The sequence below is a fragment of the uncultured Planococcus sp. genome (assembly GCF_947501725.1).
GTDB classification, from domain to species: domain Bacteria; phylum Bacillota; class Bacilli; order Bacillales_A; family Planococcaceae; genus Planococcus; species Planococcus donghaensis_C.
Genome location: NZ_CANMXD010000014.1, coordinates 36,157 through 60,873 on the forward strand (window position 1 = coordinate 36,157; position 24,717 = coordinate 60,873).

General features: G+C 47.5%; 21 protein-coding genes. 1 reads left to right on the top strand and 20 read right to left on the bottom strand.

The window, feature by feature from the left end; translation table 11 throughout:
• Positions 1-106 precede the first annotated feature (106 nt).
• The 3 genes from rlmD to Q0785_RS18095 form a co-directional block, all read right to left on the bottom strand.
• On the bottom strand, positions 107-1,471 hold the full coding sequence (gene rlmD, locus Q0785_RS18085) for a 23S rRNA (uracil(1939)-C(5))-methyltransferase RlmD (protein WP_298833324.1): 1,365 nt from the start codon (positions 1,469-1,471) through the stop codon (positions 107-109).
• Between the two features lie 198 nt (positions 1,472-1,669).
• Entirely contained in the window at positions 1,670-2,698 is a 1,029-nt protein-coding gene (locus Q0785_RS18090) for a cytochrome d ubiquinol oxidase subunit II (RefSeq protein WP_298833326.1), read from the bottom strand.
• Entirely contained in the window at positions 2,695-4,041 is a 1,347-nt protein-coding gene (locus tag Q0785_RS18095) for a cytochrome ubiquinol oxidase subunit I (protein WP_223642877.1), read from the bottom strand. The genes Q0785_RS18090 and Q0785_RS18095 overlap by 4 nt, the downstream gene beginning before the upstream one ends.
• 203 nt (positions 4,042-4,244) lie before the next feature.
• Between Q0785_RS18095 and Q0785_RS18100 the strand changes: the two genes are divergently transcribed.
• On the top strand, positions 4,245-4,673 hold the full coding sequence (locus Q0785_RS18100; RefSeq protein WP_298833332.1) for an NUDIX domain-containing protein: 429 nt from the start codon (positions 4,245-4,247) through the stop codon (positions 4,671-4,673).
• Between the two features lie 74 nt (positions 4,674-4,747).
• Here Q0785_RS18100 and Q0785_RS18105 read toward each other — a convergent pair whose 3' ends face one another.
• The 17 genes from Q0785_RS18105 to purM all read right to left on the bottom strand — a co-directional run bounded on the left by Q0785_RS18105 (position 4,748) and on the right by purM (position 24,707).
• Positions 4,748-5,662, bottom strand: a complete 915-nt coding sequence (locus tag Q0785_RS18105; protein ID WP_298833335.1) for a diacylglycerol kinase — start codon at positions 5,660-5,662, stop codon at positions 4,748-4,750.
• Positions 5,663-5,775: 113 nt separating this feature from the next.
• Positions 5,776-6,336, bottom strand: a complete 561-nt coding sequence (locus tag Q0785_RS18110) for a thioredoxin family protein (protein WP_298833338.1) — start codon at positions 6,334-6,336, stop codon at positions 5,776-5,778.
• A gap of 361 nt (positions 6,337-6,697) precedes the next feature.
• Complete coding sequence (gene gatB, locus Q0785_RS18115) at positions 6,698-8,128, bottom strand: Asp-tRNA(Asn)/Glu-tRNA(Gln) amidotransferase subunit GatB (protein ID WP_298833341.1); 1,431 nt, start codon at positions 8,126-8,128, stop codon at positions 6,698-6,700.
• Positions 8,125-9,594, bottom strand: coding sequence for an Asp-tRNA(Asn)/Glu-tRNA(Gln) amidotransferase subunit GatA (gene gatA / locus Q0785_RS18120; RefSeq protein ID WP_298833344.1), 1,470 nt, complete (start codon positions 9,592-9,594; stop codon positions 8,125-8,127). Before gatA ends, gatB begins: the two co-directional genes overlap by 4 nt.
• Before the next feature lie 19 nt (positions 9,595-9,613).
• Positions 9,614-9,904 carry an Asp-tRNA(Asn)/Glu-tRNA(Gln) amidotransferase subunit GatC gene (gatC, locus tag Q0785_RS18125; protein WP_223642889.1) on the bottom strand — a complete coding sequence of 97 codons (291 nt, stop codon included), beginning with the start codon at positions 9,902-9,904 and terminating at the stop codon, positions 9,614-9,616.
• 101 nt (positions 9,905-10,005) lie between these two features.
• The gene (locus Q0785_RS18130; RefSeq protein WP_298833349.1) at positions 10,006-11,136 is read right to left on the bottom strand and encodes a CamS family sex pheromone protein; all 1,131 of its coding nucleotides are present in this window, start codon (positions 11,134-11,136) and stop codon (positions 10,006-10,008) included.
• Positions 11,137-11,148: 12 nt separating this feature from the next.
• The gene (gene ligA / locus Q0785_RS18135) at positions 11,149-13,155 is read right to left on the bottom strand and encodes an NAD-dependent DNA ligase LigA (protein ID WP_298833352.1); all 2,007 of its coding nucleotides are present in this window, start codon (positions 13,153-13,155) and stop codon (positions 11,149-11,151) included.
• A 15-nt stretch (positions 13,156-13,170) separates the two neighbouring features.
• On the bottom strand, positions 13,171-15,384 hold the full coding sequence (gene pcrA / locus Q0785_RS18140; protein WP_298833355.1) for a DNA helicase PcrA: 2,214 nt from the start codon (positions 15,382-15,384) through the stop codon (positions 13,171-13,173).
• A gap of 40 nt (positions 15,385-15,424) precedes the next feature.
• Positions 15,425-16,117 carry a heptaprenylglyceryl phosphate synthase gene (locus Q0785_RS18145; protein WP_298833358.1) on the bottom strand — a complete coding sequence of 231 codons (693 nt, stop codon included), beginning with the start codon at positions 16,115-16,117 and terminating at the stop codon, positions 15,425-15,427.
• Between the two features lie 75 nt (positions 16,118-16,192).
• Entirely contained in the window at positions 16,193-16,513 is a 321-nt protein-coding gene (locus Q0785_RS18150) for a YerC/YecD family TrpR-related protein (protein WP_223642899.1), read from the bottom strand.
• A 32-nt stretch (positions 16,514-16,545) separates the two neighbouring features.
• A complete protein-coding gene (locus Q0785_RS18155; RefSeq protein ID WP_298833366.1) occupies positions 16,546-17,565 on the bottom strand; it encodes a DUF3048 domain-containing protein in 1,020 nt (339 codons plus the stop codon).
• 6 nt (positions 17,566-17,571) lie between these two features.
• Positions 17,572-19,302 (bottom strand): adenine deaminase C-terminal domain-containing protein, encoded by a 1,731-nt coding sequence (locus Q0785_RS18160; protein WP_298833369.1) that lies wholly within the window; start codon positions 19,300-19,302, stop codon positions 17,572-17,574.
• Positions 19,303-19,451: 149 nt separating this feature from the next.
• Positions 19,452-20,042: a GNAT family N-acetyltransferase gene (locus tag Q0785_RS18165; protein ID WP_223642905.1), complete on the bottom strand. Its 591-nt coding sequence runs from the start codon at positions 20,040-20,042 to the stop codon at positions 19,452-19,454.
• 194 nt (positions 20,043-20,236) lie between these two features.
• Complete coding sequence (gene purD / locus Q0785_RS18170; protein WP_298833375.1) at positions 20,237-21,499, bottom strand: phosphoribosylamine--glycine ligase; 1,263 nt, start codon at positions 21,497-21,499, stop codon at positions 20,237-20,239.
• Positions 21,500-21,514: 15 nt separating this feature from the next.
• Complete coding sequence (purH, locus tag Q0785_RS18175) at positions 21,515-23,050, bottom strand: bifunctional phosphoribosylaminoimidazolecarboxamide formyltransferase/IMP cyclohydrolase (protein ID WP_298833378.1); 1,536 nt, start codon at positions 23,048-23,050, stop codon at positions 21,515-21,517.
• A gap of 33 nt (positions 23,051-23,083) precedes the next feature.
• Entirely contained in the window at positions 23,084-23,656 is a 573-nt protein-coding gene (purN, locus tag Q0785_RS18180) for a phosphoribosylglycinamide formyltransferase (protein ID WP_298833380.1), read from the bottom strand.
• Positions 23,646-24,707 (bottom strand): phosphoribosylformylglycinamidine cyclo-ligase, encoded by a 1,062-nt coding sequence (gene purM / locus Q0785_RS18185; protein ID WP_298833383.1) that lies wholly within the window; start codon positions 24,705-24,707, stop codon positions 23,646-23,648. The genes purN and purM overlap by 11 nt, the downstream gene beginning before the upstream one ends.
• Between the last annotated feature and the right edge of the window lie 10 nt (positions 24,708-24,717).

Here is a 24,717-nt window from a genome sequence, read left to right on the forward strand (position 1 = left end):
CCTTCAGCCTATCCCTTTAAAACCTGTCTAAGTTTAAAATATCTTATTCCAATTGGAAATAAAAATAGAACCCGATCAGCATTTACGCTGATCGGGTTCTTGCGTGTTACTCCGCCAGTTCCAGCCAAGCCACCGCTTCACAATGGGTGGACTGCGGGAACATATCGACAGGCTGCACTTCTTTCGTGCGGTAACCTCCATCTTCCAGTATGCGCAGGTCGCGCGCCAATGTTGCAGGATTGCAGGACACATAGACTACACGCACCGGACGCTGCTTAAGGATGGTCCGCAGCAATTGCTCATCACAACCTTTGCGCGGCGGGTCAACGACCAATACATCCGCTTTTTTGCCTTCTTTATACCAGCGAGGAATGACTTGTTCAGCCGGTCCCGCTTCAAATAGCGTATTGGATAAGCCATTCAGTTCCGCATTGCGGTTTGCATCTTCAATCGCTTGCGGCACGATTTCGACACCCATCACAAATTCGGCGCGCTGCGCAAGGAACAAGGAGATTGTGCCGATGCCGCAGTATGCATCGATTACGGTTTCCTTTCCGGTCAATTGCGCATACTCGAGCGCCTGACCGTATAGAACTTCTGTCTGCTCGGGATTGATTTGGTAAAAAGACCGGGCGGAAATTTCAAAACGGACATCGCCGATCTGATCTTCGATTACGTCTTTGCCCCAAAGCGTCAAGGTTTCATCACCAAAGATCACATTGGTCTTTTCGCTGTTGATGTTTTGGACAATCGAAGTAACTTCCGGTACAGTCGCTTGGATGAGTTCAATGGCACGTACGGTTTGAGGAAACTTCTTTTTCTTGGTCACCAGCACCACCATGATTTCGCCTGTCGCCCGCGCTTTCCGAACGACTACATGGCGGAGCATGCCGCGATGCGTCGCTTCTTCATAAGGCTCGATGCCTATTTCAGCCAGGTTCTTTTTCAAAGCCACCATGATGGCATCCGCTTCAGGCGTCTGGATCAAGCAAATATCGGTATCTGCAATGTCATGCGAACGGGTCTGATAAAATCCGGCGACGACTTTTCCATCTTGTGTACCGAACGGGATTTGGGATTTATTGCGGTAACGCCATGGATGTTCCATGCCTTTTACCGGATGTACCGGGACGTCGGGCAATTTGCCGATCCGGGTGATGGCATCGCGCACCAATTTCTGTTTGAAGGTCATCTGGCCTTCATAGGACAAGTGCTGAATCTGGCAGCCTCCGCATGTATCGAACACCGGACACGGGGCGGTTACACGGAACGGGGACGCCTGTTTTATTTCAATAAGCTTTGCAAAGCCATAAGATTTCAAGGTCTTCAAAACATGGACAACTACATCTTCCCCCGGCAATGCGCCTGGGATGAACAACGGGTAGCCTTCTATTTTCGCTACACCTGCACCGTCATGGGTCAAGTCTTCTACATGGACCGTTATCCGGTCATTTTTATTTACTGGTTTCAAAAATATTCACTCCGTTTCACATCTAACTATCATACAACAAAAAAACGCGGCAGGCAAAAGCCTGCACGCGTTTCTAATCCCGATCTTTTGTAGCGGGGCCATCTTTCAGCGAAAACCAGAAGCCGAAAATGATGGCTCCGAACAATACCAGAAATGGTGCATAAAATATCATGAAATCCTGCATGGGTAGTGCCTCCTCTATGCGTGGTAATCCGATTTGCCTTCGATGTAATCCTTATCGAACAGGAATAGACGGAACAACAAGTAAAGCGACGGCAACAACAGGCAGAGGCCTGCGATAAACGCGATGATCAAGGCGACGGCCATGGCTTCATTCGTAAAGCTGTCGTAGATCGTCAAATATGGATACAGCAGATACGGGTAATGCGATGCACCGTATGCGAAGAACGCCGTGAAGAATTGCCCCATCAATAAAATGAAAGCCCAACCGTAATGGCGTTTTTTCCATATCAGGTAAACTGTTCCGGCAAAAAGCAGGAACGATACAGCGAACACCCACCACAAGTCCAGAATGCGCGCATAATGCTCAGGATTGTGGCCGCGCAGTTCGTAAATGATGCCAGTTGCCGTAATGATGGCTGGACCTGCCCAGATTAATGCGTATTTGCGCATCAGATCGGTAGCTTTGGCATCCCCGGCTTTAGCGGAATACCAGGTCAGGAACACCGCGGAAATGTAAAGGACTGCTGTTAAGCTTAAAACCACGATGCTCCACATTAAAGGGCTGGTGAACAATGCCCAGTAATCCAGGTAAGGCTGGCCGTTATCCATAAAGATAAAGCCGCCTTCGGACATGGCCAGCACCGGTGACAAGGCCGCCGGCAGCAACAGGCCGGACAAACCATACATATAGATATAGCCTCTATGATTGATCTTTGCCCCGTAGGTCGCAAATGCGTAATAGGAACCGCGGATCGCCAGCAGGATCAATGCCAGACTCGCCGGAACCAATAGCGTAGTACCGTAGTAGAAAGCGGTCTGCGGGAAAAAGCCGATGATCCCGACAAAGAAGAACACAAAGAATACGTTGGTGACTTCCCAGACCGGTGATAAATAGCGCTGAATTACTCCAGTCAATATATGCTGCTTGCCGACAAATGAGCTATAGGCATTAAAGAAGCCGGCGCCGAAATCGATCGACGCCACAATGACATACAGATACAGAAACAGCCAAAGGACGGATATGCCGATAATCTCTAAAGTCATTCTTCTTCACCGCCTTTGCCATTTTCACGCGCTGCCAATTCTTTTTCTACCGGGTTGCGTTTGTACATACGGGTTAGGACGACCCCCGTACCGATACCCAAGATGAGGTATAAGCCTGCGAATAAAATGATCATCAGATCCACTTGGCCACTGGTGGTTGCTGCTTCACTGACTTTCATATGGCCTCGAAGAACCCAAGGCTGGCGTCCTACTTCCGTGAACCACCATCCTGCTTCGATGGCGATGAGCGCTAACGGCCCTCCAGCCACTATCAGCCAACGGAACCATTTTGCCCGGATAAATGCCCAGTTGCGCCAAGCGGCCACAACATAGACGAAGGAGAAGAATGCCAACCACATACCGATCATGACCATCGTATCAAAGAGATAATGGATCCATAGCGGCGGTATTTCATCTTCCGGGAATTCATTGAGGCCGATCACTTCTGTAAACGGATTGCTGTGTGCCAGAATACTCAGCGCATAAGGGATTTTAATGGCGTACTTCGCCTCTTCCCCATCCAGAATCCCAAACAGGATCAATCCAGCTTCTTCCTCGGTTTCAAAATGCCATTCCGCAGCCGCCAATTTTTCCGGCTGGTACTCTGCCAAATATTTACCCGAGAAGTCGCCGATCAAAGCAGTGGCGATGGCGAATACCAATCCCAGTTTCATCGTTAAAAATAAAGCTTTTTTATGGTAGATATGCTTAGATCCGCCCAACATGCGCAATGCAGCAATGGATGCCAGCACAAAAGCGCTGGTCATGAATGCCGTGGCCATGACGTGGGCCACTTTTGTGGGCACTGCGGGACTGAACATCGCCAGCAGCGGACTGACATTGACCATTTCACCGTTCAGTATTTCAAAGCCCTGCGGCTGATTCATGAAAGCATTGACGATGGTGATGAAAACGGATGATGCAGCTGCACCAATCGCAACCGGAATAAGCAATAGAAAATGCTTTCGCTGATCTTCAAAGCGATCCCATGTGTAAAGATAAATGCCCAGGAAGATGGCTTCGAAGAAAAACGCAAAAACTTCCATGAACAACGGCAAAGCGATTACGTTCCCCGCCAATTGCATGAAATTCGGCCATAGCAACGATAACTGCAAACCGATGGCTGTACCGGTTACAACACCTACTGCAACCGTAATGACAAATCCCCTCGCCCATCGGCGAGCCAATAAAATATAATGATCGTCTTTTTTCTTAATGCCCACCCACTGGGCAATCATAATCATGAGAGGGACACCTACACCTATTGTTGCGTAAAGAATATGGAATGAAAGAGTCAATAGCGTTAAAATTCGACTCAGAAAAGCCGGATCTTGAAAGTCCAATCTACTCGTCTCCTTTTTTGCAAGCATGTAATTCACTGATCTCTAGTTCCTATTGTACATCAAACCCACATCTCAAAACGCCTTCCAAGCCTTGTATTTAAGTTCAACTTTGAATAAGCTGTGACAAAGATGAAGCGAAATGAATTGAAATTTTTCTTAATATTTAGTATTCTAAAGAGAACAAAGAAAAAGGGTGAGACATCATGAGAACAAAGCGGAAAGTATTTGCGTATATCACAAGAGGCGAAGAGGAAAATCGTGAATTGCTTGTATTCGAGTACAAAGGAGAACCGGAAGTCGGCTTGCAAGTGCCTGGCGGTACCATCGAAGATGGCGAACTATTGATCGATGCCTTGTACAGAGAAGTCAAAGAAGAAACTGGATTGCCTCGGGAGGTTCTTGACTTTGTCGGGAAAATCCATAAGTATACCTACTATCCTGAACACCAGGATAAAGCGTATGAACGGAACATCTTTCAATTTGAGTATACAGGCGAGCCCATCGATCAGTTTGAACATACCATCAAAAGCCATGGACGGGACAATGGCATGACGCTTCTGTTCCGCTGGGAACCGCTCAAGGACCTGCCACAGCTTGCAGCTGAACAGGACAAAGCGATTGAACTGCTCTAAATGATTCATTAAGCCAGTTGATCGCTGGACTATAAAAAGCTGGAAAATGGAGAACACCCCATTTTTCCAGCTTTTTATTTGCGGTCGTTTTCTTTTAAGGAATCGATCGGGACATACATTTCAATATGGCCGGCCAAGTTCTCGAATACAGCCGGCAGCACGCCGCCATATTCTCCGTCCAGATTCAACAGCACGCGCTCTTTCGTCGTCACTGTGATTTTACTGGCTTTAGCATAAATCACATGAGGATCCGATAAATGCTCTCCGCGTAGTGCCAAGGAGGCCACTCGGATAAACTCTGCCATATTGAGCTCTTTTAAAATCAGCAAGGTGAATTTCCCATCATTGATGCTGGCATCCGGAGCCAATTTTTCGAAGCCTCCGACAGAATTGGTCAATCCGATCAAGAACATCATGGCACTGTCATCGAAAATTTGGCCATCGTATTCAATCCGGACACGGGAAGAGCGGATCGAAGGCAGCATCTCGATACCTTTCAAATAATACGCCATTTGCCCGAGGACTGTCTTCAATTTGCTTGGCACTTCGTAGGTCAGCTCTGTCAGTCTTCCGCCGCCTGCGATATTGATGAAATAGCGGTCGTTGTTCATCAAACCGATATCCACTGGGATTGAATCTCCTTTAAGGATGATATCCACAGCTTTGGTGATATCGCGGGGAATATGGACAGCACGCGCGAAATCATTGGTCGTCCCCATTGGAATAAGGCCGACTTTAGGCCGGTCCTCAAATTTAGCGATTCCCGAAACGACTTCATTTAACGTACCGTCTCCACCGACGGCAATCACCAGATCAAACTTTCGTTCTACAGCAGTTTTCGCAGCCTGTATCGCATCACCTTCACAGGTTGTAGCATGACAGGACGTTTCATAGCCCGCCTTCTCCATTTTTTCCAGAACTTCGGGCAAGTGCTTTCGGAACAGCTCACGGCCAGAAGTTGGATTGTATATAATACGTGCACGTTTCATCAGATTCAGCCTTTCTGGACTTTCTGTTAAAGGTAGGACAGGACAAATTCACGGATTTGTTCAAGGTTTCCAAGGAAATTGCCGGCCATTTCTTTATGGTTAACTAATCCACTTTATTTTAATGCGGTTTTAAAGGCCTGGCGCAAATCTTCGTAGACAATTTCCCAGAACTCCTCGTTATAGACAAAACCATCCGAAATTTCACCGATTACTGTTTTCATGTGAAGGTCGTATTGCGGGTCATCCTTCTCGGGAAGAACCGATTTTTTCTCATCGACGAATTCCTGTACTTTAGGTGCTCTCGGCCCCCAGTCAGCAAGGACATTGCCGTCTTCTGAAAGAAAGATATATTTTGGGATTGAACGCCCCCCATTCGTCAAATAACGATCCATCAATTCCAGGTTTTCATCGCGGTAGACGCAATGGACATCCAAATCGGCCGCATCTGCAATTTTACGCAAAATGGCGTTATTCATCATGGCATCTCCGCACCAGTCTTCAGTGATGACCAATATATGGGGTTTCTTGTCTTTCAGTAAAGCCATGAAATCCGGATCTTCCGGCAATTCAAACTTTTCGTATACACTGTATGACTTTTGCTGATTCGACTCCATTTGAGCCATATAGCTCTCCAATGTAATGCCATTTTCGAAATACTCCTGTTCGGTCATCATCTAATCACTTCTCCTTTATCTCGCTTACTGGCTAACCCGACAAAATAATCGGTTGAATCAATTTTTCAAACAATGGTGGATAATAAATTCCACTGCTCGAATGTCTCTTTATTACCAGTTTACTGTTCTGCAGCATAGTCTTCAAGGCTGAGATGCAGAAACAGTGATTTGCCTTAGTCTTCGCTCTAAAAAATATCCTCGATTTAAGGACGACTACAGCTTCGTTTAGTTCCTATTGTTATGATTAGACCACAAGAATGGATTTCTGCGGATGCAATGTCCTCCAGAGCATCCGATGCGCAGACCATCAAAAAAAGGATGGCCCCTTATGGACCACCCTTTTACCTATCAAAAGCATTTCTTATCTTTTTGCAATTTCTGCAAGAAGGATTTTATTGAGCAATGGCGGATTTGCCTGCCCTTTTGTCTGCTTCATGATCTGCCCGACAAGGAAACCGATTGCGCGGTCTTTGCCGTTTTTAAAGTCTTCGATCGATTGCGGGTTGCTGTCGAGTGCGGTCGTAACGAATTCACGCAAAGTGTTTTCATCCGAAATCTGAACAAGCCCTTTCGCTTTGACGATATTATTTGCGTCGCCGCCTTTTTCAATCAACTCTTTGAAGACTTTCTTAGCGATTTTAGATGAGATCGTACCATCAGAAATCAGTTTGATCATGCCAGCCAAACCTTCAGGTGTCAATTCCGTATCTTCCAGCTCTTTTTGTTCAGCATTCAAGTAAGCCGATACTTCTCCCATCAACCAGTTGGAAGCCAGTTTAGCGTCAGCACCAGCAGCGACTGTCGCTTCAAAGAAATCAGAAATCGGTTTCGCCAATGTCAGGACCATAGCGTCGTATGGAGACATGCCAAGTTCCGAAACATAGCGGGCTTTCCGGGCATCCGGCAATTCTGGAATTTCAGCACGGACACGTTCTAACCAAGCATCGTCAATGACGATGTCGACAAGATCCGGTTCCGGGAAATAACGGTAATCGTCCGATCCTTCTTTGATGCGCATCAACAAGGTTTTTCCTGTCGATTCGTCGTAGCGGCGAGTTTCCTGCCCGATAAATCCACCTGAAAGCAGAACCTGCTCCTGGCGAACCTGTTCGTGTTCGATGCCTTTACGGACGAAGTTGAATGAATTTAAGTTCTTCAATTCTGTCTTCGTACCGAATTCATCCTGGCCGAATGGGCGAAGAGAGATGTTTGCGTCGCAGCGCAATGAACCTTCTTCCATGCGCACATCCGAAACGCCGGTGTACTGGATGATCGCTTTGATTTTTTCCAGGAAGGCATAAGCTTCATCAGCTGTACGCATATCCGGTTCAGAAACGATTTCGATCAACGGAGTGCCTTGACGGTTAAAGTCAACCAGTGAATGGCCATTGCCGGTATGCGTCAATTTCCCGGCGTCTTCTTCCATGTGAAGGCGCGTGATGCCGATGCGCTTTTTCTCGCCTTTCACTTCAATTTCAATCCATCCATGCTCGCCGATCGGCTGATCAAATTGTGAAATCTGATAAGCTTTCGGATTGTCCGGATAGAAATAGTTTTTGCGGTCGAATTTAGTATGGCGGGTAATTTCGCAATTTAATGCAAGTGCCGCTTTCATTGCCCAATCCACTGCACGTTTATTGACTACCGGTAATACGCCCGGATAACCAAGATCGACGACATTGGTGTTGGTGTTCGGTTCAGCGCCAAAATGTGCAGGTGCTGGAGAAAACATTTTCGACTCTGTTTTTAATTCGACGTGGACTTCAAGCCCGATGATTGTTTCAAAATTCATTGTGCTGCTCCCTCCCAGGTTTGAGGAGTTTTTTTATGGAAATCAGTCGCTTGTTCAAATACGTCAGCAACACGGTATACCGTTTCTTCGTCAAAATATTTCCCGATGATCTGCAGACCCAATGGCAAACCGTCAGCGAATCCGCAAGGGATTGAAATCGCAGGTACGCCAGCCAGGTTTACTGGAATCGTTAAAATATCGTTGGCATACATTGTCAATGGATCGTCGATGATTTCGCCGATTTTGAATGCCGGTGTCGGCGTCGTTGGGCCGATGATAACATCGTATTTTTCAAAAGCATCATCAAAGTCTTTTTTGATCAAGGTGCGGACTTTTTGTGCTTTTTTGTAATAAGCATCGTAATAGCCTGAGCTCAATGCGTATGTGCCAAGCATGATGCGGCGCTTGACTTCATCGCCAAATCCTTCAGACCGGGTATTCATGTAAAATTCAAGCAGATTTCCTGCCTTTTCAGTGCGGTAGCCGTAACGGATTCCGTCAAAACGGGAAAGGTTGGAAGACGCTTCAGAAGAAGCCAATAAATAATAAGTCGCCAAGGCGTATTTCGAATGAGGAAGCGAAATTTCTTCACAGATTGCGCCTCGCTCTTCAAGCACTTTCAAAGCATCAAGCGCAGCTTGTTTTGCCGCTTCGCCGACACCTTCACCAAAATACTCTTTTGGAACACCGATGCGCAGTCCAGTAATATCGCCTGTCAAAGCAGCAGCGAAATCTGGAACTTCTACATTGGCGGATGTTGAATCCTTGTCGTCATGACCGGAAATGGCATTCAACAATAAAGCATTGTCTTTAACGGTTCTTGTGATCGGACCAATCTGATCCAACGAAGAAGCGTAAGCGATCAGACCGAAACGGGAAACCCGTCCGTAAGTTGGTTTCATGCCGACCACGCCGCAGAAAGCTGCAGGCTGGCGAATCGATCCGCCTGTATCCGAGCCCAATGTGAAAGGCACTTCGCCTGCTGCAACAGCAGCAGCAGAGCCGCCTGAAGAACCGCCTGGAACCGTTTCAAGATTCCATGGATTTTTGGTTTTCTTATAATATGAGTTTTCGTTGGAAGAACCCATTGCGAATTCATCCATATTCAATTTCCCGACTGTCACCATTCCGGCTTCCTTCAATTTCTCCACAACAGTTGCATTATAGATCGGGTTGAATCCTTCAAGGATACGGCTGGAAGCCGTCGTTTCCAAACCTTCTGTTACGATATTGTCTTTTACGCCGATCGGCAAACCGAATAATGGTCCGCGTTCAGCAAAAGGCACTCGATCCATTTCTTCGGCCTGCTGTGTTGCGCGTTCTTTGTTCAATGCAAGAAACGCATCCACTTTCGGCTCGAGGGCTTCGATGCGGTCAAATGCTTTTTGGGTCATCTCAGCAATCGTCGTTTCTTTTGTATGTATCATTTCCTGCAATTGTGCAGCTGTTTTTTCCACCAATGACATCAATGGTTCCTCCTTCCGGTTACTCTAAGATTGTTGGGACTTTCACTTGTCCGCCTTCATGTTCTTTAACGTTTTTCAAGACCAGTTCACGGTCCAATCCAGGGATGGACTTGTCTTCACGCAAGACGTTGACCATCTGCAGGACATGAGTGGTCGGTTCAACATTATCTGTATCCAACTCATTCAGCAATTCCATTGCATTTGTGATTGCTTCCAATTGATCTGCGAAATGTTCCGCTTCTTCGTCAGTAATTGCCAATCTCGCCAAATGGGCGACTTCAATCACTTCTTCTTTTGTCATTTTAGCCATTTTTCTACACCTCCGGATTCAGTAAACATACGCTATATCATACCATTTTTCTAAAAAAATGAATAGGGACAGCCGCATGGCCATCCCCGTTTTCATGCAAATTATTCATAAATGTGAACAAACGGTTCGGTTTCTCCCGCTTTTCTTAAAACTAATGCTTCAGGACCGTTGGTCGATGTTAAGCTGACTTCCACTAACACATTTTCAGGAAAATGCTCCATCACCAGACCCGTTACGTATTGTGTAAAGCCGATCACCTCAGCTGCACCATAGAATTGGATCGGAATTTCAATCTTCAATTCCTTTAATTGATTTTCCTGATAAAACCCTGTGCCGATGACACTGGTGAAATTGGAAAAATAGACTTCGACATCCTGTTTGAAATTGCGGAATGCTGTATCGATGTCCCGGTAGCGCTCATCTGCGCCGGAAGTCGGAAACAGGACATACGCCTCGTTGACTGCAGTCCAGTTGGCTACAGCCTCATCGCCGCCAGGTGCTGCGCCATACGAGAAGTAGGTTCCTGGCACCATTGCATTAGCGGAATTTTGTTTGAAAAGACCCACTACAATCGGTACATCTGCCAGACCTTCTTTGTCACGCAGGCGTTTGACGATTTCATCAGCCATACGCTGACCTTCTTTTTCGATTTGCGCTTGAGGAATTTCTTGTTCATAGGAAATTCCATCTTCGGAGCTGTAATACACCGAATTCAATGCCAGGCCAATCGAGATACCGCCGAGCCGTATGGTCTCCTCATCGGTCTTCACTAAATAATTCTGTTCAATGACATGCGCCAATATTTCAGCAGGCGGCCGCTCGCCAGCTTTCTTTTGTTCTGCTGAACGGCTGTCTGCGGGATTCAAGCCGGTTGGATTATCTTTGCTGGCCCGCTGCAGCCAGGAAGTCACGTCTTCATCAGTGATTTTTTGCCCTTCCTGGAAATAATAATCATCAGGCGAAAATTGCTTCTGTGACAAACGCAATAAACCATTTTCCGTTTCTGTAATATCGTAGCGGGAGTTCAGGCGATTGACGATTTTCCCTCTTGTGGCGCTTTCCTTATATGGCAGAAGTGTACGGTAAAACTGATCATCCAACTGCATGCTCGGAATGATTGCCGTCTCTACTTCTTCTTTCTCATTTATCACTTCCGTTTCTTCATCAGTCCCGGAAGGAACACATCCCGTTAACAGCAGCAAGCTGATCGGAATCCACCATATGCGTTTCATGTTAAAATCCCCTTATTTGTTCAATTCCGCAACGAGACGTTCTTCGTCCCATATATCCACCTTCAACTCGAGTGCCTTATCGAGCTTAGATCCCGCTTCTTCGCCGGCAATCAGCAAATCGGTTTTTTTGCTGACGCTTCCCGACAGCTTGCCGCCAAGCGCTTCAATCTGTGCACTCGCTTCCTGCCGGGTCATTTGTTCCAACTTGCCCGTCAGAACGATTTTCTTACCTGCGAATGCGTTCGCTCCCGCTTCAACGCGGACTCGTGTGCCGGTGTATGTTAAATTGACGCCAGTCTCGCGTAAACGTTCCATCAATGCGCGAACTTCTTCATTGTCCAGATAAGCGACAATGGAATCAGCCATTTTCTCGCCGATTTCGTGGATTTCAACTAATTCTTCTTTTGTTGCTTCCATCAACCGCTCCATAGTGCCGAAATGCTCGGATAAAATCCGTGCACCTCTTTCACCCACATGGCGGATGCCGAGGCCAAACAACAATTTTTCCATCGAGTTGCTTCTCGAAGCATCAATGGCGGCAACCAGATTTGATGCGGATTTCTCCCCCATCCGATCCAGTTCCAGCAACTGTTCTTTTGTTAGTCTATAAATATCGGAAATGTCCTTGATCAGGCCTTCCCGGTATAATTGCTCAATCACTTTCTCGCCGAGGCCATCAATATTCATCGCGTTCCGGGAAACAAAATGGATCAAGCCCTCCGTAATTTGTGCAGGACATTGCGGATTGACACACCGAAGAGCGACTTCCCCTTCAATGCGGACAAGCTCACTGTCGCAGGCCGGACAATTTGTCGGCATTTCAAAAGGAAGCTCATCTCCTGTCCGCTGCTCGATAATGGCCGAAACCACTTCCGGAATGATATCTCCCGCTTTACGGATAATGACTTTATCGCCGATCCGGATATCCTTTTCCCGAATCAGATCTTCATTATGCAGAGAAGCCCGTTGGACGGTCGTCCCCGCGACAGAAACCGGATCCAGTATAGCAGTTGGCGTCACGACACCTGTCCGCCCGACACTCAATTCGATATCACGAACGGTCGTCATCACTTCTTCTGCCGGGAATTTATAAGCCGTGGCCCATTTCGGGCTTTTCGCTGTAAATCCAAGATCCTGCTGATGAAGGAAGCGATTGACTTTGATGACGATGCCATCAATTTCATAAGAGAGCTTGGTCCGATTTTCCGTCCATTTCTCAATATAGGCCAGCACTTCTTCCACACTTGAACACACCTGGCGTTCCTGATTGGTCTTAAATCCGAGATCAGCCAAGTAGCTGAGCGATTGATCATGTTCAGACAAGCTGTACGTCTCTCCGTCTCCACCGATTCCATAGATGAAGACATCCAGGTTGCGGCTCGCCGCGATTTTCGGATCCAGTTGGCGTAATGATCCGGCCGCTGCATTGCGCGGATTGGCGAACAGCTCTTCGCCGCGCTCTCCCCGCTGTTCATTCAAGGCGTGGAAGGATCCTTTCGGCATGAAGACTTCGCCGCGCACTTCCAGTGTGACCGGCTGCTTTAATTTCAGCGGAATCGCACGGATGGTCCGCAGATTGACGGTGATGTCTTCACCGATACGGCCGTCCCCGCGGGTTGCGCCCTTGACGAATTTGCCGTCTTCATACATGAGCGACACCGCAAGGCCGTCAATTTTCAGCTCACAGACATATTCGATGCTGTCTCCTGCACCACTGCGCACCCGTTTGTCGAATTCGCGCAGATCTTCTTCGCCGAAAACATTCGATAAGCTGAGCATCGGCCGTTCATGCGTCACTTTGGCAAAATTGGCAATCGGGGTTCCACCGACGCGCTGGGTCGGCGAATCCGGGAAAACCAAATCGGGGTATAAGGTTTCCAAGTCGATCAATTCGTTTAATAATTGATCGTAGACAGCGTCCGGAACTGCCGGCTTATCCAGTAAATAATACGCATGGCCGTAGTTTCGAAGCAGTTCGTTCAATTCAGTTACACGTTCTTCCGCTTTTATGCGATCCATAAGGTTTCCTCCCGATTACACTTTTTCAATCGGCGCAAATTTGGCTAGTAGCCGCTTGATGCCGACAGGGCTTGGGAAAGCAATATCAAGTTCGGTTTCTTCACCTTCGCCTTTGACGCTGACGACTGTTCCCGTTCCCCATTTTTTATGCGTTGCTTTATCGCCGGTCTTCCAGCCGAGCTTGTCTCCACCTGATTGTTTATAACCAGGGCGCGTCACAGCCGCCCGTTTAGGTGCCTGTTTGTAGCTTGTTGCTGCGCCGGCGCGGTGATGCGCAGTCGTCAGTTCAATCAAGTCTTCGGAAATCTCTGAGATGAAACGGGATGGCATATTGTAGTTGCTCTTTCCGAACAGTGTGCGGGAAGAGGCATGCGTCAAATACAGCCGTTTTTCCGCGCGCGTGATGCCGACATAAGCCAGCCGCCGCTCTTCTTCCAATTCCTCGTCGTCGTTATTGGACCGCGAATGCGGGAAGACGTTTTCTTCGAGACCGATGATGAAGACCACTGGGAACTCCAAACCTTTTGCAGCATGCATCGTCATCAAAATGATCGGACCGTCTGCGTCTTCTTCGTCATCCAGGGAGTCAATATCCGAAATCAAAGCCAAATCCGTCAGGAACGCAACCAGTGACTTGTCATCGCTCTGCTTTTCAAACGCTTTCGTCACAGAAAGGAACTCTTCCAAATTTTCAAGCCGGCTTTCGCCTTCAATCGTTTTATCGATCTGCAGCATCTGGCGGTAACCTGATTTCTTCAAGACTTCCTCCACCAATTCGGTCACCGACAAATACTCCTGCATCTGCGTAAAGCTGTCGATCATCGTACGGAATTCAAGGGCTGTCTGCGCTGTTTTGGGCGTCAACCCCATAAAGTCAGCTTCCTGCAATGCATCCATGATGGTACGGTCCTGCTCAATCGCAAAACGCGCCATCTTCTCGAAAGAAGTCGCTCCGATTCCGCGCTTCGGTTCATTGATGACACGCGCCAATGACAGATCATCGTCATTATTGGCGATTAAACGCAAATACGCCAACAGGTCTTTGATTTCTTTGCGGTCATAGAACTTCGTTCCGCCGACGATGGTATAGGACATATTCGATTTGACGAACATTTCCTCCATAATCCGGGATTGTGCGTTGGTGCGGTAAAGGATCGCGAAATCCGAAGTCTTGTAATTTTCTTCACCCATCAGCCTTTGGATGGTCTGTACAACAAATTGGGCTTCCTGCCGCTCATCCCCCGCTTTATGCAAGGTGATAGCCGGCCCTTCGTCATTATCGGTACGCAGCTCTTTCGGATAGCGGCTGGTATTTTTCTGGATGACATCATTTGCCGCCTGCAGGATGCGCTTGGTCGAGCGGTAATTCTGCTCGAGCATGATCACTTTGGCATTCGGATAATCTTTTTCGAAGGACAGGATGTTGGTGATGTCCGCGCCGCGCCAGCGATAAATCGACTGATCCGAATCGCCCACCACGCAGATGTTCTTAAACTTACTGGCCAATTTCTGGACCAGCTGGTACTGGGCATTGTTGGTATCCTGGTATTCATCCACGTGGATATAATGGAATTTGTTCTGGTAATACTCAAGTACTTCAGGAACCGTATTGAATAGATTCAAGGTCGTCATGATCAAATCATCAAAATCAAGCGACTGGTTTTTCTTAAGCCGTTTCTCATAGGCAAAGTAGACATCGGAAATGGTCTTTTCATATGGATTGAACTGATTCATATCCGCTGCAAACTGCGTTGCATCGATGCATTCATTTTTTGCCGATGAGATGGCGTTCAGCATAGTCCGCGGTTCATATTTTTTCGGATCCAGGTTCTGCTGCTTCAAAACATTTTTGATGACCGTCAGTTGGTCGGTCGTATCCAGTATGGAGAAACTCTTCGACATGCCCAGCCGGTCGATGTCGCGCCGCAAAATCCGTACGCACATCGAGTGGAAAGTCGAAGCCCACATGCGCTGCCCTGTTCCGTGGCCAAGCAACCCATCAATCCGATTGCGCATTTCACGTGCTGCTTTATTGGTGAAGGTAATCGCCAGGATATTGGATGGATAGACCTGTTTTTCCAGCACTAAATATGCGATCCGATGCGTCAGCACCCGTGTTTTACCGGATCCTGCACCGGCCATGATCAATAGGGGCCCTTCCGTCGTTTTGACCGCTTCTGCTTGTTCAGGATTCATCCCGTTCAGTAAATTCTTCGTTATCAATTCCATTGTGCACCACCTCGAACATTCGTTCTTATTATTATAGCGACTAATCAGCCGTTTCCGCAACTGCCTCTACGGTTTCAATCGCTTTTTCGATATTTTCATAAATGATATTGCCGACGACAATGGTATCTGCGGCAGCCAATGCCGCCTTTGCCTTATCGGCCGAATCGATTCCGCCTCCGTAAAACAACCGGGTTTCGTCAAGGACTTTTTTGACTTTCCCTGCCAACTCCATATCGCCGAACATGCCGCTGTACTCCAGATAAAAAATGGGAAGCCGGAAAAAATGTTCGGCCATGCGGGCGTAAGCCAGTACGTCCTCCACCGTCAAATCCGTTTTCGCTCCAGTCAGCTTGGCGGCTTTGCAATCAGCATTCAAAATGCAATAGCCTTCGGGAATCAATTCATCCCAGTCCAGGATCTCGCCATATTCCCGGAGGGCTTCATGATGGAGGCCTTTGATCCATCGGGGATCATCGCTGTTAAGGACCGTCGGGATAAAGTAATAGTCAAATCCCGGCGCTACCGAATCGATGGTGGATACTTCCATCACCACCGGCAAAGCAAAGCTCTGCACACGCTCCGTTAAATGAAGGACATTGTCGAGTGTGACATTATCGCTGCCGCCAATCAAGATGGCATCAGTCCCGGATCTGCAAATTCGTTCCAAATGTCCATCCGTGATTTCTTTTGCCGGATCTAATTTAAAGACATGCCGCCATGTGTTGAAATCCATCTCGTTTCACCCAACTTTGCATCAATTATCATCAATTTATTATAACAAAAAAACCGAACAGAGTCGGTTCTCTGTTCAGTCTTTTGGAAGTTCAAACGGTTTTTCATCGGGATACAGGCGTGCCAGCATTTCATCATAGCCGTCATTGCCGTAGTTGAGGCAGCGGCGGACACGGGAAATGGTCGCAGTGCTCGCACCGGTTTCATTTTTAATTTTTTCGTATGTTTTCTTCATACGAAGCATATGGGCAACTTCCAAACGCTGTGACAGCGATTGGATTTCACTGATTGTGCATAAATCGTCGAAAAAGCGATAGGCTTCTTCCTTATCTTTCAAAGCCAAAACAGCTTCAATCAATTGATCTGTCTGATGGCCTCTGATTTTATCAACTTGCATGCAGCTTCATCATCCTTTCATTGCTCTGATCATCAAGGCGTATAGCTGACGGACTCTGCTATACCAGGCGCAGCCGGGACAATATGAATCCACGTTTTTCCTGGTGCCAGCTTCACCGGCTCCCCATCTGCTGTCGGCACAGGCATTCCGCCTGCCGAACTCCATTCTATTTCACGAACGCCGCCACCCTGGAAAAGAAGGGCATTCCCACCGTTCGCCAAATCAATTGACTGGCGGCCTTCGGAATCGACAGTTCGGTGTTTCGCTTCAAAAACCAGAACATTCGAGACCTCGACTGTTTCCAGGGTCTCTTTATCGGTTGTCGGCACGCCGCCGGACGATCGGCTGTAAAGATGTGTCTCACTGCCATATGTATACTCACTGAAAAACAGCTCATTTGTCCCGTACTCCACTCTTACCGAAAGAGCCTGTTCCTTAAGTTTAGCATCTTCCACGGAGTCATAGAAATAATAAGGTGATTTTCCGCTGTATTCAGTCGCCGACTGTGTCATTTCCATAGCTGTTCCGATTTTTTCCAAGGAGATATAGGAATTATGGGGAGCGACACGATCGCTCGAGCGCTGAAACAGCGTGCCGTCATGCTGAATGCCATTGATATGATCGACGATTCCCGCTTCCAGCATTACCCGGGCATCCGGACTGTAGCCATGAGCCACAAAAAAAGCATCAGAGGCTGCAGCAAGTTCAACAAAATAATCGCGCGCGCTGCGGATCGGTCCGATCATTTCCGGAAAAGCCCTTTGATAAAGTGCCAAAAATCGAGTGACATCGTATTCAGCAATCATTTCAAAGACCATGTCTGCATCGGTAAGCCCTGTTTGCGGCCGGGCATCCGGATGGTTGTTGATGACTGCCATTACAGTTCGGCGATTCGCTGGAGGAATAGCTTCTTCACCTGTATATGGCGAATGGGTCAAAATTTCATTCGGCGATGGCTGCTCTTCAGGATTTTCTTTTATGATCAGCCAAAAGCCTGCGGCGAATGCCGCAAGCACAAGTAAAACGCCTAAGCTTAAAGCCCAATTCTTCATTTTTCTCTACCTCATAAACGCTGGAAACAGAATTTTTTTATTCATGACATCGTAGATGCCTTTTTGCGTAACGCGGACATATGGAAGATGTGTCGCCTGCAGAAACAGCAGTGTGTAAACCGCATCTCCATGCTTATAGCCCCGCTCTTTCAAAGCTTTCTTCAGCGCCTTCTCCTGCTCGATCAACTGCTCCATCGGCAGATCCGACATGACACCGCCATATGGAAGCGGCAAAGATTCCACGATTTTGCCATTGTCGGTCAGGATGATTCCGCCTTTCAAGCGTTTCAATTCATTGAATGCGATCCACATGTCTTCACGGTTTTTACCGATCAAAATGATATCGCCTGTGTTGGTATAGGAAGAAGCGAACCCGTCCAATTCCGGTGCAAAGCCTTTGATCAGTGTATTGACACGCCATTTCCCATTCTTATCGATGAGCATCAAAAAGCTTTCATCATGCGATTTAGAGAGTTTGCCGTCATGGGTATCCACGCTGACTGAATAGGGTTTTGTGATGACATCATTGACCATCTCAATACCGAAAGGCATCGAGAACTGGAAATCATCTTCTGTCAGTTCATAATCGATATCAAGATCAGGCAAGATCGACCAATCGATGTCCGGCAATGACTGGACTTTCTCTCCATCTTTCTTCAGCCAGACCCCTTTTGAAATGACACCTGAAGGCACTGGATTATCCACCGTATCGAGGATATTCAAGTTCGCATAGCGGCCCGTCGCGATCAAGCCATGCAGACTCGTTACATTATAATAGCGTGCGACATTATAAGAAGCCATCATGTAAGCATCAATCGGCGGCACACCCGCTTCAAGCGCAATCTTAATGCACAAGTCCATAACCCCGTCCAAATGGAAAGTCGGTGTGGAGCCATCAGTCGTCATCATCAGCTTGTCAAAGACATTCAACTCCCGTTCCACTATCCCTTTCAACAAATCCGGAAGATCCGGGCGAATGGAAGAGTGGCGAAGCGTTACGCCATAGCCATGCAACAGTCGCATTTCCACTTCGTCCACAGTCATCGCTTCATGGTCGCCATCTGCCCCAAGCAATCTCATGCGAGCCAAAGTCTTTTCCGAAGCCCCTGGAAAATGCCCTTCGATTTTCTTCAAGCCCATTTTGGCTTTTTGAATCCAATACAGCATCTGGTCGTCACCTGCCATCAGTTTCGGCCAGCCGGTCAATTCACCGCCAAGTAACACATCCTGACGATCCAGCCATTCCCCTACTGAGGTGGAAGTGAATAATTTATCTTCATCATTCAGCTCCGTCTGCGAGTCAAAACGGGTCCACCAATAAAAACTGAACGGCAATTCCGCCAATTGATCCAATAATGAAAACGCTTTCTCGTTTTCCAATGCTAAAAAAAGCGTCAAGTTGTCGGAAAGGAACATCGTGGTCCCGCCCTGAGCCGCATAATCTGCAAAGCTTCGAGGATTATATAATTGAGAAGGATGGACATGAGGTTCTATGTATCCGGGAACAATGAATTTGTCCGTCATATCTGCCACTTCAGTCGAAGCATCGATTTTCGGCATTTCTTTTCCCGCGTAGACGATGCGGTCATCCGCTATCCATATATTTCCTGTCACCCATTTTTTGAAGATTCCATGGAGATAGGTTGCATTTGTTAAAACGAGATCCGGCGCAACTTCTTTCGTGATGATTTTCAACTGATTGCGAATCTCTGTATTTTTCCATAAGGGATTAACCATTTGCCGGCACCTGCTTTCTGCTAGTTCGATACATAATATCGTAGCATAATTATGCAATGAAATACAGTTATTCCCTGAAAAAACAAGAACATTCTGATTAACGCCCGACACAAAAAATCCACGCATTCCGCATGGATTTTTGTAACTCTCTATTTTTCGACTGGGTCGCTGAAAGGTTTTAGGACATCCACTTTTTCTTCTTCCTGGAAAGTCAGAACATCTGCAACGGAATCGTACGATTCGCCGTAAAACTGTTCGTCCTTATAGGTATGGATATCCTCGTACATTTTCTGCATTCCTTCAAAAATCTGTTCCTCTGATTCTCCACTTGGAGTCCAGTAAAGGATTTCCATGGAATTCTCTTCTCCCGTCGCTAGTGAACGGCGGCAATAGCCGATGGATGAAGCATGTTCGAACCCTTCACGTGCATAGAAGCGCAAACGTTTTTCAGTATCCGTATCTTCGTAGTTGACCGGCTCCACTTCAAGGATGATCGGTTTGTTCTTGTCTTTCAGCATCTGAAGCGTCTTTTTGCCAAGACCCATGCCGCGTGATTCCTTCGATACGAACAAATAATCGACAAAAGTGAAATTCGGGAATTCTGCATACATCAAGACGTGGTAAGGACCCTCATCTTTGTAATAGACACTCCCTTTTTCCTTTAATAAAGCATCCATATGCTCTTTTGATTTCATTTCTTCTACTGGAAAATACTGATTTAGTTTTTCATACCAATTCATGATTTGTCTCCTTTCGATTTTCAATGCCTTGCTGATTTTGTTTCTGAGGTCGTGATGGATTTGCTATTCTGGAGTTTAAATAGAGGTAACCGTGGGTTGTTGAAAATCCTCAACCTGATCTCATCGCCTATAGGGCAGACGACAAAACAAAAATGACACATCTTCTTGTCGAATTTGTGTCATCAATGATTATATCATATGTGATTTTTTTTTGCACGCCATCCAATATCCGTGCGGTAGAAGAATCCATTCCAGTCCATGCTGTTCAACTGTTCATAGACTTTCTCCTGGGCGGCTTGGATGGATGATCCATTCGCCGAAACCAGCAGCACACGTCCTCCGTTGCCAGCGTATCCACCGTTCAAGAGCTTCGTACCGGCATGGGTAACTTCAACTCCTGTAAGCTTTGAGAGATTCGGCAAAAGAGCCCCCTTCTCCACTGTTTCCGGATACCCATCAGCTGCAATGACCACACCAAGCACCGCTTGGTCATCCCATTCCAAGTCAGCAGGCTGGCCTTTTAGAACAGCATCGATAAATACGCCAAAATCGGATTTCATACGCGGCAGAACCACCTGTGTTTCAGGATCCCCAAAGCGCGCATTGAATTCAATCACTTTCGGACCCTTCTCCGTTAAAATGACGCCGGTATACAAGATGCCATTAAAAGGGGTTCCTTCCTCATCCATTGCTTTGACTGACGGTTCCACGATTTTTTCAAAAGTCTCATCGACAATGGCCTGTGATATTTGCGGAACTGGCGAGTACGCGCCCATTCCGCCGGTATTCGGTCCACGATCTCCGTCATAAGCACGCTTATGGTCCTGCGAAATGACCATCGGATAAATATTGCCTGCGTAGACAAAAGACATGAACGAAAACTCTTCACCGTCCAAGAATTCCTCGATAACAACTTTGGAACCCGATTCACCGAACTTCTGCCCTTCGAGCATATCGTTGACGGCAGAAATAGCTTCTTCTTCCGATAACGCCACAACGACCCCTTTGCCCGCAGCGAGGCCGTCTGCTTTAATGACAATCGGTGCTCCATGCTGTTGGATAAAGGCAACAGCCGGCGCAACTTCTGTAAATGTCTCATAACCAGCAGTCGGAATGCTGTATTTTTTCATCAATTCTTTTGCAAAAGCTTTGCTGCCCTCAATTTGCGCCGCTGCTTTGGACGGTCCGAAAATGCGCAATCCTTTGGCTTCAAAAAAGTCGACAATGCCTTCTGACAGCGGCTGTTCCGGGCCCACAAAGCTGAAATCCACTCCCTGCTGCTGTGCAAATTCAGCAAGACCAGCAAAATCCATTTCGTCGATCTCGGCTACTTCAGCGTCTTCACGCATCCCATCATTGCCAGGAGCTGCAAAAACTTTTGTGACGGATGGAGATTTCGAGAACTGCCGCACAATGGCATGTTCACGTCCTCCTCTTCCAATGACCAATACCTTCATTTTATTCCACCTCGATTAATGTTTGAAATGACGGACTCCTGTGAAGACCATGGCAATTCCGTATTCGTTCGCTTTATCGATCGACTCCTGATCTTTCTTGGAACCGCCCGGCTGAATGATGGCTTTGATGCCTGCCTGCGCTGCAGCTTCCACTGTATCGCTCATCGGGAAGAATGCGTCCGAGGCCATGATGGCGCCCTTCGCCCCCTCACCTGCCTGTTCTAAAGCAATTTTAGCGGATCCCACGCGGTTCATCTGTCCTGCACCGATCCCCAAGGTCATTTCAGCGTTGCATACGACGATGGCATTCGATTTCACATGTTTCACAACGCTCCAGCCAAGTTTTAAGGCATCAAGCTCTGCTGCTGACGGCTCACGCTCTGTCGCGATTTGGATGTCAGCATCCTCATAGCCGTAAACATCCGGCTGTTGGATCAACAAGCCGCCTTCAACAGTGACAGTATTCCATTTGTCTTTGGTTTTGCTGTCGAATGGAATAGTCAGCAGACGGATATTCTTCTTCTGTGTCAGCAATTCGGTAGCTTCGTCAGAAAACGCTGGAGCAATAATGATTTCAAGGAAAATGGTTGCAAGTTGTTTGGCGGTTTCGCCATCAACTTCACGGTTCAATGCAACAATTCCACCAAAAATGGAAGTGGAATCGGCTTCATAGGCTTTTCCGAAAGCATCGGCAATCGTTCCGCCTGTACCGACGCCACATGGATTCATGTGTTTAACGGCCACTGCTGCTGGCATTTTGAATTCTTTTATGATCTGAAGAGCAGCATTAGCGTCTTGGATATTATTGTAGGATAGTTCCTTGCCGTGTAATTGATTGGCGTTGGCAATTGAAAACTCCGATCCAAGCGGGCTGCGGTAGAAAGCGGCTTTTTGATGAGGGTTTTCCCCGTAACGAAGTGTTTGGGACAATTCATAGGTAAGCGTCAATTGATCCGGGTATTCTTCGCCCGTGAGGTCAGTCAAGTAGTTGGAGATATAAGAATCATAAGCAGCAGTATGGCGGAAGACTTTTGCAGCCAAGCGGCGTCTTGTTTCAGGCGTGGTAGCCTTGTCATTATGTAATTCAGTCAATACTGCAGGGTAGTCTGTTGCGTCGACAATGACTGTTACATAGGCATGATTTTTTGCAGCAGAACGCAGCATTGTCGGACCGCCGATATCGATATTTTCGATAGCATCGTCCACAGTCACATCCGGTTTAGCGATGGTTTCACGGAATGGGTATAAATTGACACAGACGATGTCAATTGGAGAAATGCCGTTTTCAGCCATCTGGCTTTGGTGTTCTGCGTCATCATGTTTAGCCAATAATCCACCATGTACAAGAGGGTGCAAGGTTTTTACACGGCCGCCCAGAATTTCTGGAAACTTCGTCACTTTATCGACGGCTGTAATGGAAACACCGTTTTCTTCAAGGAATTTCTTGGTACCGCCCGTTGATAGGAGCTCGTAACCCATCTTTTCCAGTTCCTGTGCAAATTCCAATATCCCTGATTTATCCGATACGCTGAGTAATGCTCTTTTTTTCACAAATAGTCCTCCTATAGATTAAGACCGGCAGTATTACCGGTCGAATAATTGCTGCAAAGCTGCAGGATATAATTCATGTTCAATCTGATGGATCTGTCGTTCGACTTCTTCGCGTCCGCGCCCCGCAACCGGAAACGACTGCTGCGTAATGATGCTGCCCGTATCCATGCCTGCGTCCACATAATGCACAGTGACTCCAGCTCTTTCTGCACCCGCCGCCAGTGTCTGGCCAATGGCATCTTTACCTGGAAAAGCAGGCAGAACCGATGGGTGGATATTGACGATGCGGTTTTCGTAGGCTTCCAGCAGAACAGGACCGATCAAGCGCATATAACCCGCCAGAACGATCCATTCCACTCCCAATTCCTCCAGCTTCTCTTTGAGCATCTGCTCATAAAGCTGCTTCGATTCAAACTCGGAAGGGATAAAAGCAAAAGATTCCACTCCTGCCTTGCGGGCACGCTCAATTACAAAAGCCTGTGGCTTGTCCGTAACGGCAAGCACCAATTCGGCCTGCAGACTGCCGCCGGCAATAGCGTCGGCGATGGCCTGGAAATTAGAGCCATTGCCGGACGCAAAAACAGCGATTTTCGATTTAGTGTTCATTTAGCGTGCCGTCCTGTTCGCCTTGGAATTGAACGCCTTCCATGCTTGAGACGCGGCCGATCTGGAAAGCCTGTTCGCCGTTCGCTTGAGCTGTTTTCAGGACCGCTTCCGCATCTTCAGGAGCGACTGCCAGCACAAAGCCGATGCCCATATTGAAAACAGAATACAGGTCCCGGTCGGCAAGCTCGCCTTTTTTCTTCAATAACGTGAAAATGTCAAGAACCGGCCAGCTGCCGATGTTGATTTCCGCACCTAAGCCTTCCGGCATCATCCGCGGGATGTTCTCGATAAAGCCGCCACCCGTGACATGCGCCATGCCGTGAATAACCGTTTCATTGCCGATGGCTGCCACTGCTTTGGCGTATATTTTGGTCGGCGTCAAAAGCGCGTCGCCGATCGGACCCAGCGATTCGTAGCCTTCGACTTTTTGGTCGAGTTTAAAATTATTTTCATCAAAGACGATCTGGCGCACCAGTGAATAACCATTTGAATGGATTCCGCTGGAAGCAAGGCCAATCAGGACATCGCCCGCTGTAATTTTTTCACCGGTGACGATTTTGGATTTCTCCGCAGCGCCCACCGCAAAACCGGCGATATCGTATTCATCCTCGTCATAGAGTCCCGGCATTTCCGCCGTTTCCCCGCCAATCAAAGCAGCGCCGGACTGAACACAGCCATCCGCTACCCCTTTGACGATTTGTTCTATCTTTTCAGGAACCGCTTTGCCGACTGCGATATAGTCAAGGAAAAATAAAGGTTCCGCACCTTGCGCGACAATGTCATTAACGCACATCGCGACGCAATCGATGCCGATCGTATCATGGCGGTCAGCCATGAACGCCAGCTTCAATTTCGTACCCACGCCATCCGTCCCGGAAACAAGAACCGGTTCCTTCAAATTCAGCTCGGATAAATCGAACATGCCGCCGAAGCCGCCGAACGCACCCAACATTCCTTTGCGCGCTGTCCGTTCCACATGGGATTTCATGCGGTTGACCGCTTCATAGCCTGCTTCGATATTGACGCCTGCTTTTTCATATGCTTTTGACACACCGGTTCCC

Coding starts and splice junctions, on each gene's coding strand:
- gatA (WP_298833344.1), bottom strand. CDS start 9,594: ATGTCATTGGTGGAAAAAACAGCTGCACAATTGCAGGAAATGATACAT.
- Q0785_RS18100 (WP_298833332.1), top strand. CDS start 4,245: ATGAGAACAAAGCGGAAAGTATTTGCGTATATCACAAGAGGCGAAGAG.
- Q0785_RS18150 (WP_223642899.1), bottom strand. CDS start 16,513: ATGCAAGTTGATAAAATCAGAGGCCATCAGACAGATCAATTGATTGAA.
- pcrA (WP_298833355.1), bottom strand. CDS start 15,384: ATGGAATTGATAACGAAGAATTTACTGAACGGGATGAATCCTGAACAA.
- Q0785_RS18160 (WP_298833369.1), bottom strand. CDS start 19,302: ATGGTTAATCCCTTATGGAAAAATACAGAGATTCGCAATCAGTTGAAA.
- Q0785_RS18165 (WP_223642905.1), bottom strand. CDS start 20,042: ATGAATTGGTATGAAAAACTAAATCAGTATTTTCCAGTAGAAGAAATG.
- gatB (WP_298833341.1), bottom strand. CDS start 8,128: ATGAATTTTGAAACAATCATCGGGCTTGAAGTCCACGTCGAATTAAAA.
- Q0785_RS18145 (WP_298833358.1), bottom strand. CDS start 16,117: ATGGATTTCAACACATGGCGGCATGTCTTTAAATTAGATCCGGCAAAA.
- gatC (WP_223642889.1), bottom strand. CDS start 9,904: ATGGCTAAAATGACAAAAGAAGAAGTGATTGAAGTCGCCCATTTGGCG.
- purD (WP_298833375.1), bottom strand. CDS start 21,499: ATGAAGGTATTGGTCATTGGAAGAGGAGGACGTGAACATGCCATTGTG.
- purN (WP_298833380.1), bottom strand. CDS start 23,656: ATGAACACTAAATCGAAAATCGCTGTTTTTGCGTCCGGCAATGGCTCT.
- Q0785_RS18130 (WP_298833349.1), bottom strand. CDS start 11,136: ATGAAACGCATATGGTGGATTCCGATCAGCTTGCTGCTGTTAACGGGA.
- ligA (WP_298833352.1), bottom strand. CDS start 13,155: ATGGATCGCATAAAAGCGGAAGAACGTGTAACTGAATTGAACGAACTG.
- Q0785_RS18105 (WP_298833335.1), bottom strand. CDS start 5,662: ATGAAACGTGCACGTATTATATACAATCCAACTTCTGGCCGTGAGCTG.
- Q0785_RS18155 (WP_298833366.1), bottom strand. CDS start 17,565: ATGAAGAATTGGGCTTTAAGCTTAGGCGTTTTACTTGTGCTTGCGGCA.
- Q0785_RS18090 (WP_298833326.1), bottom strand. CDS start 2,698: ATGACTTTAGAGATTATCGGCATATCCGTCCTTTGGCTGTTTCTGTAT.
- Q0785_RS18110 (WP_298833338.1), bottom strand. CDS start 6,336: ATGATGACCGAACAGGAGTATTTCGAAAATGGCATTACATTGGAGAGC.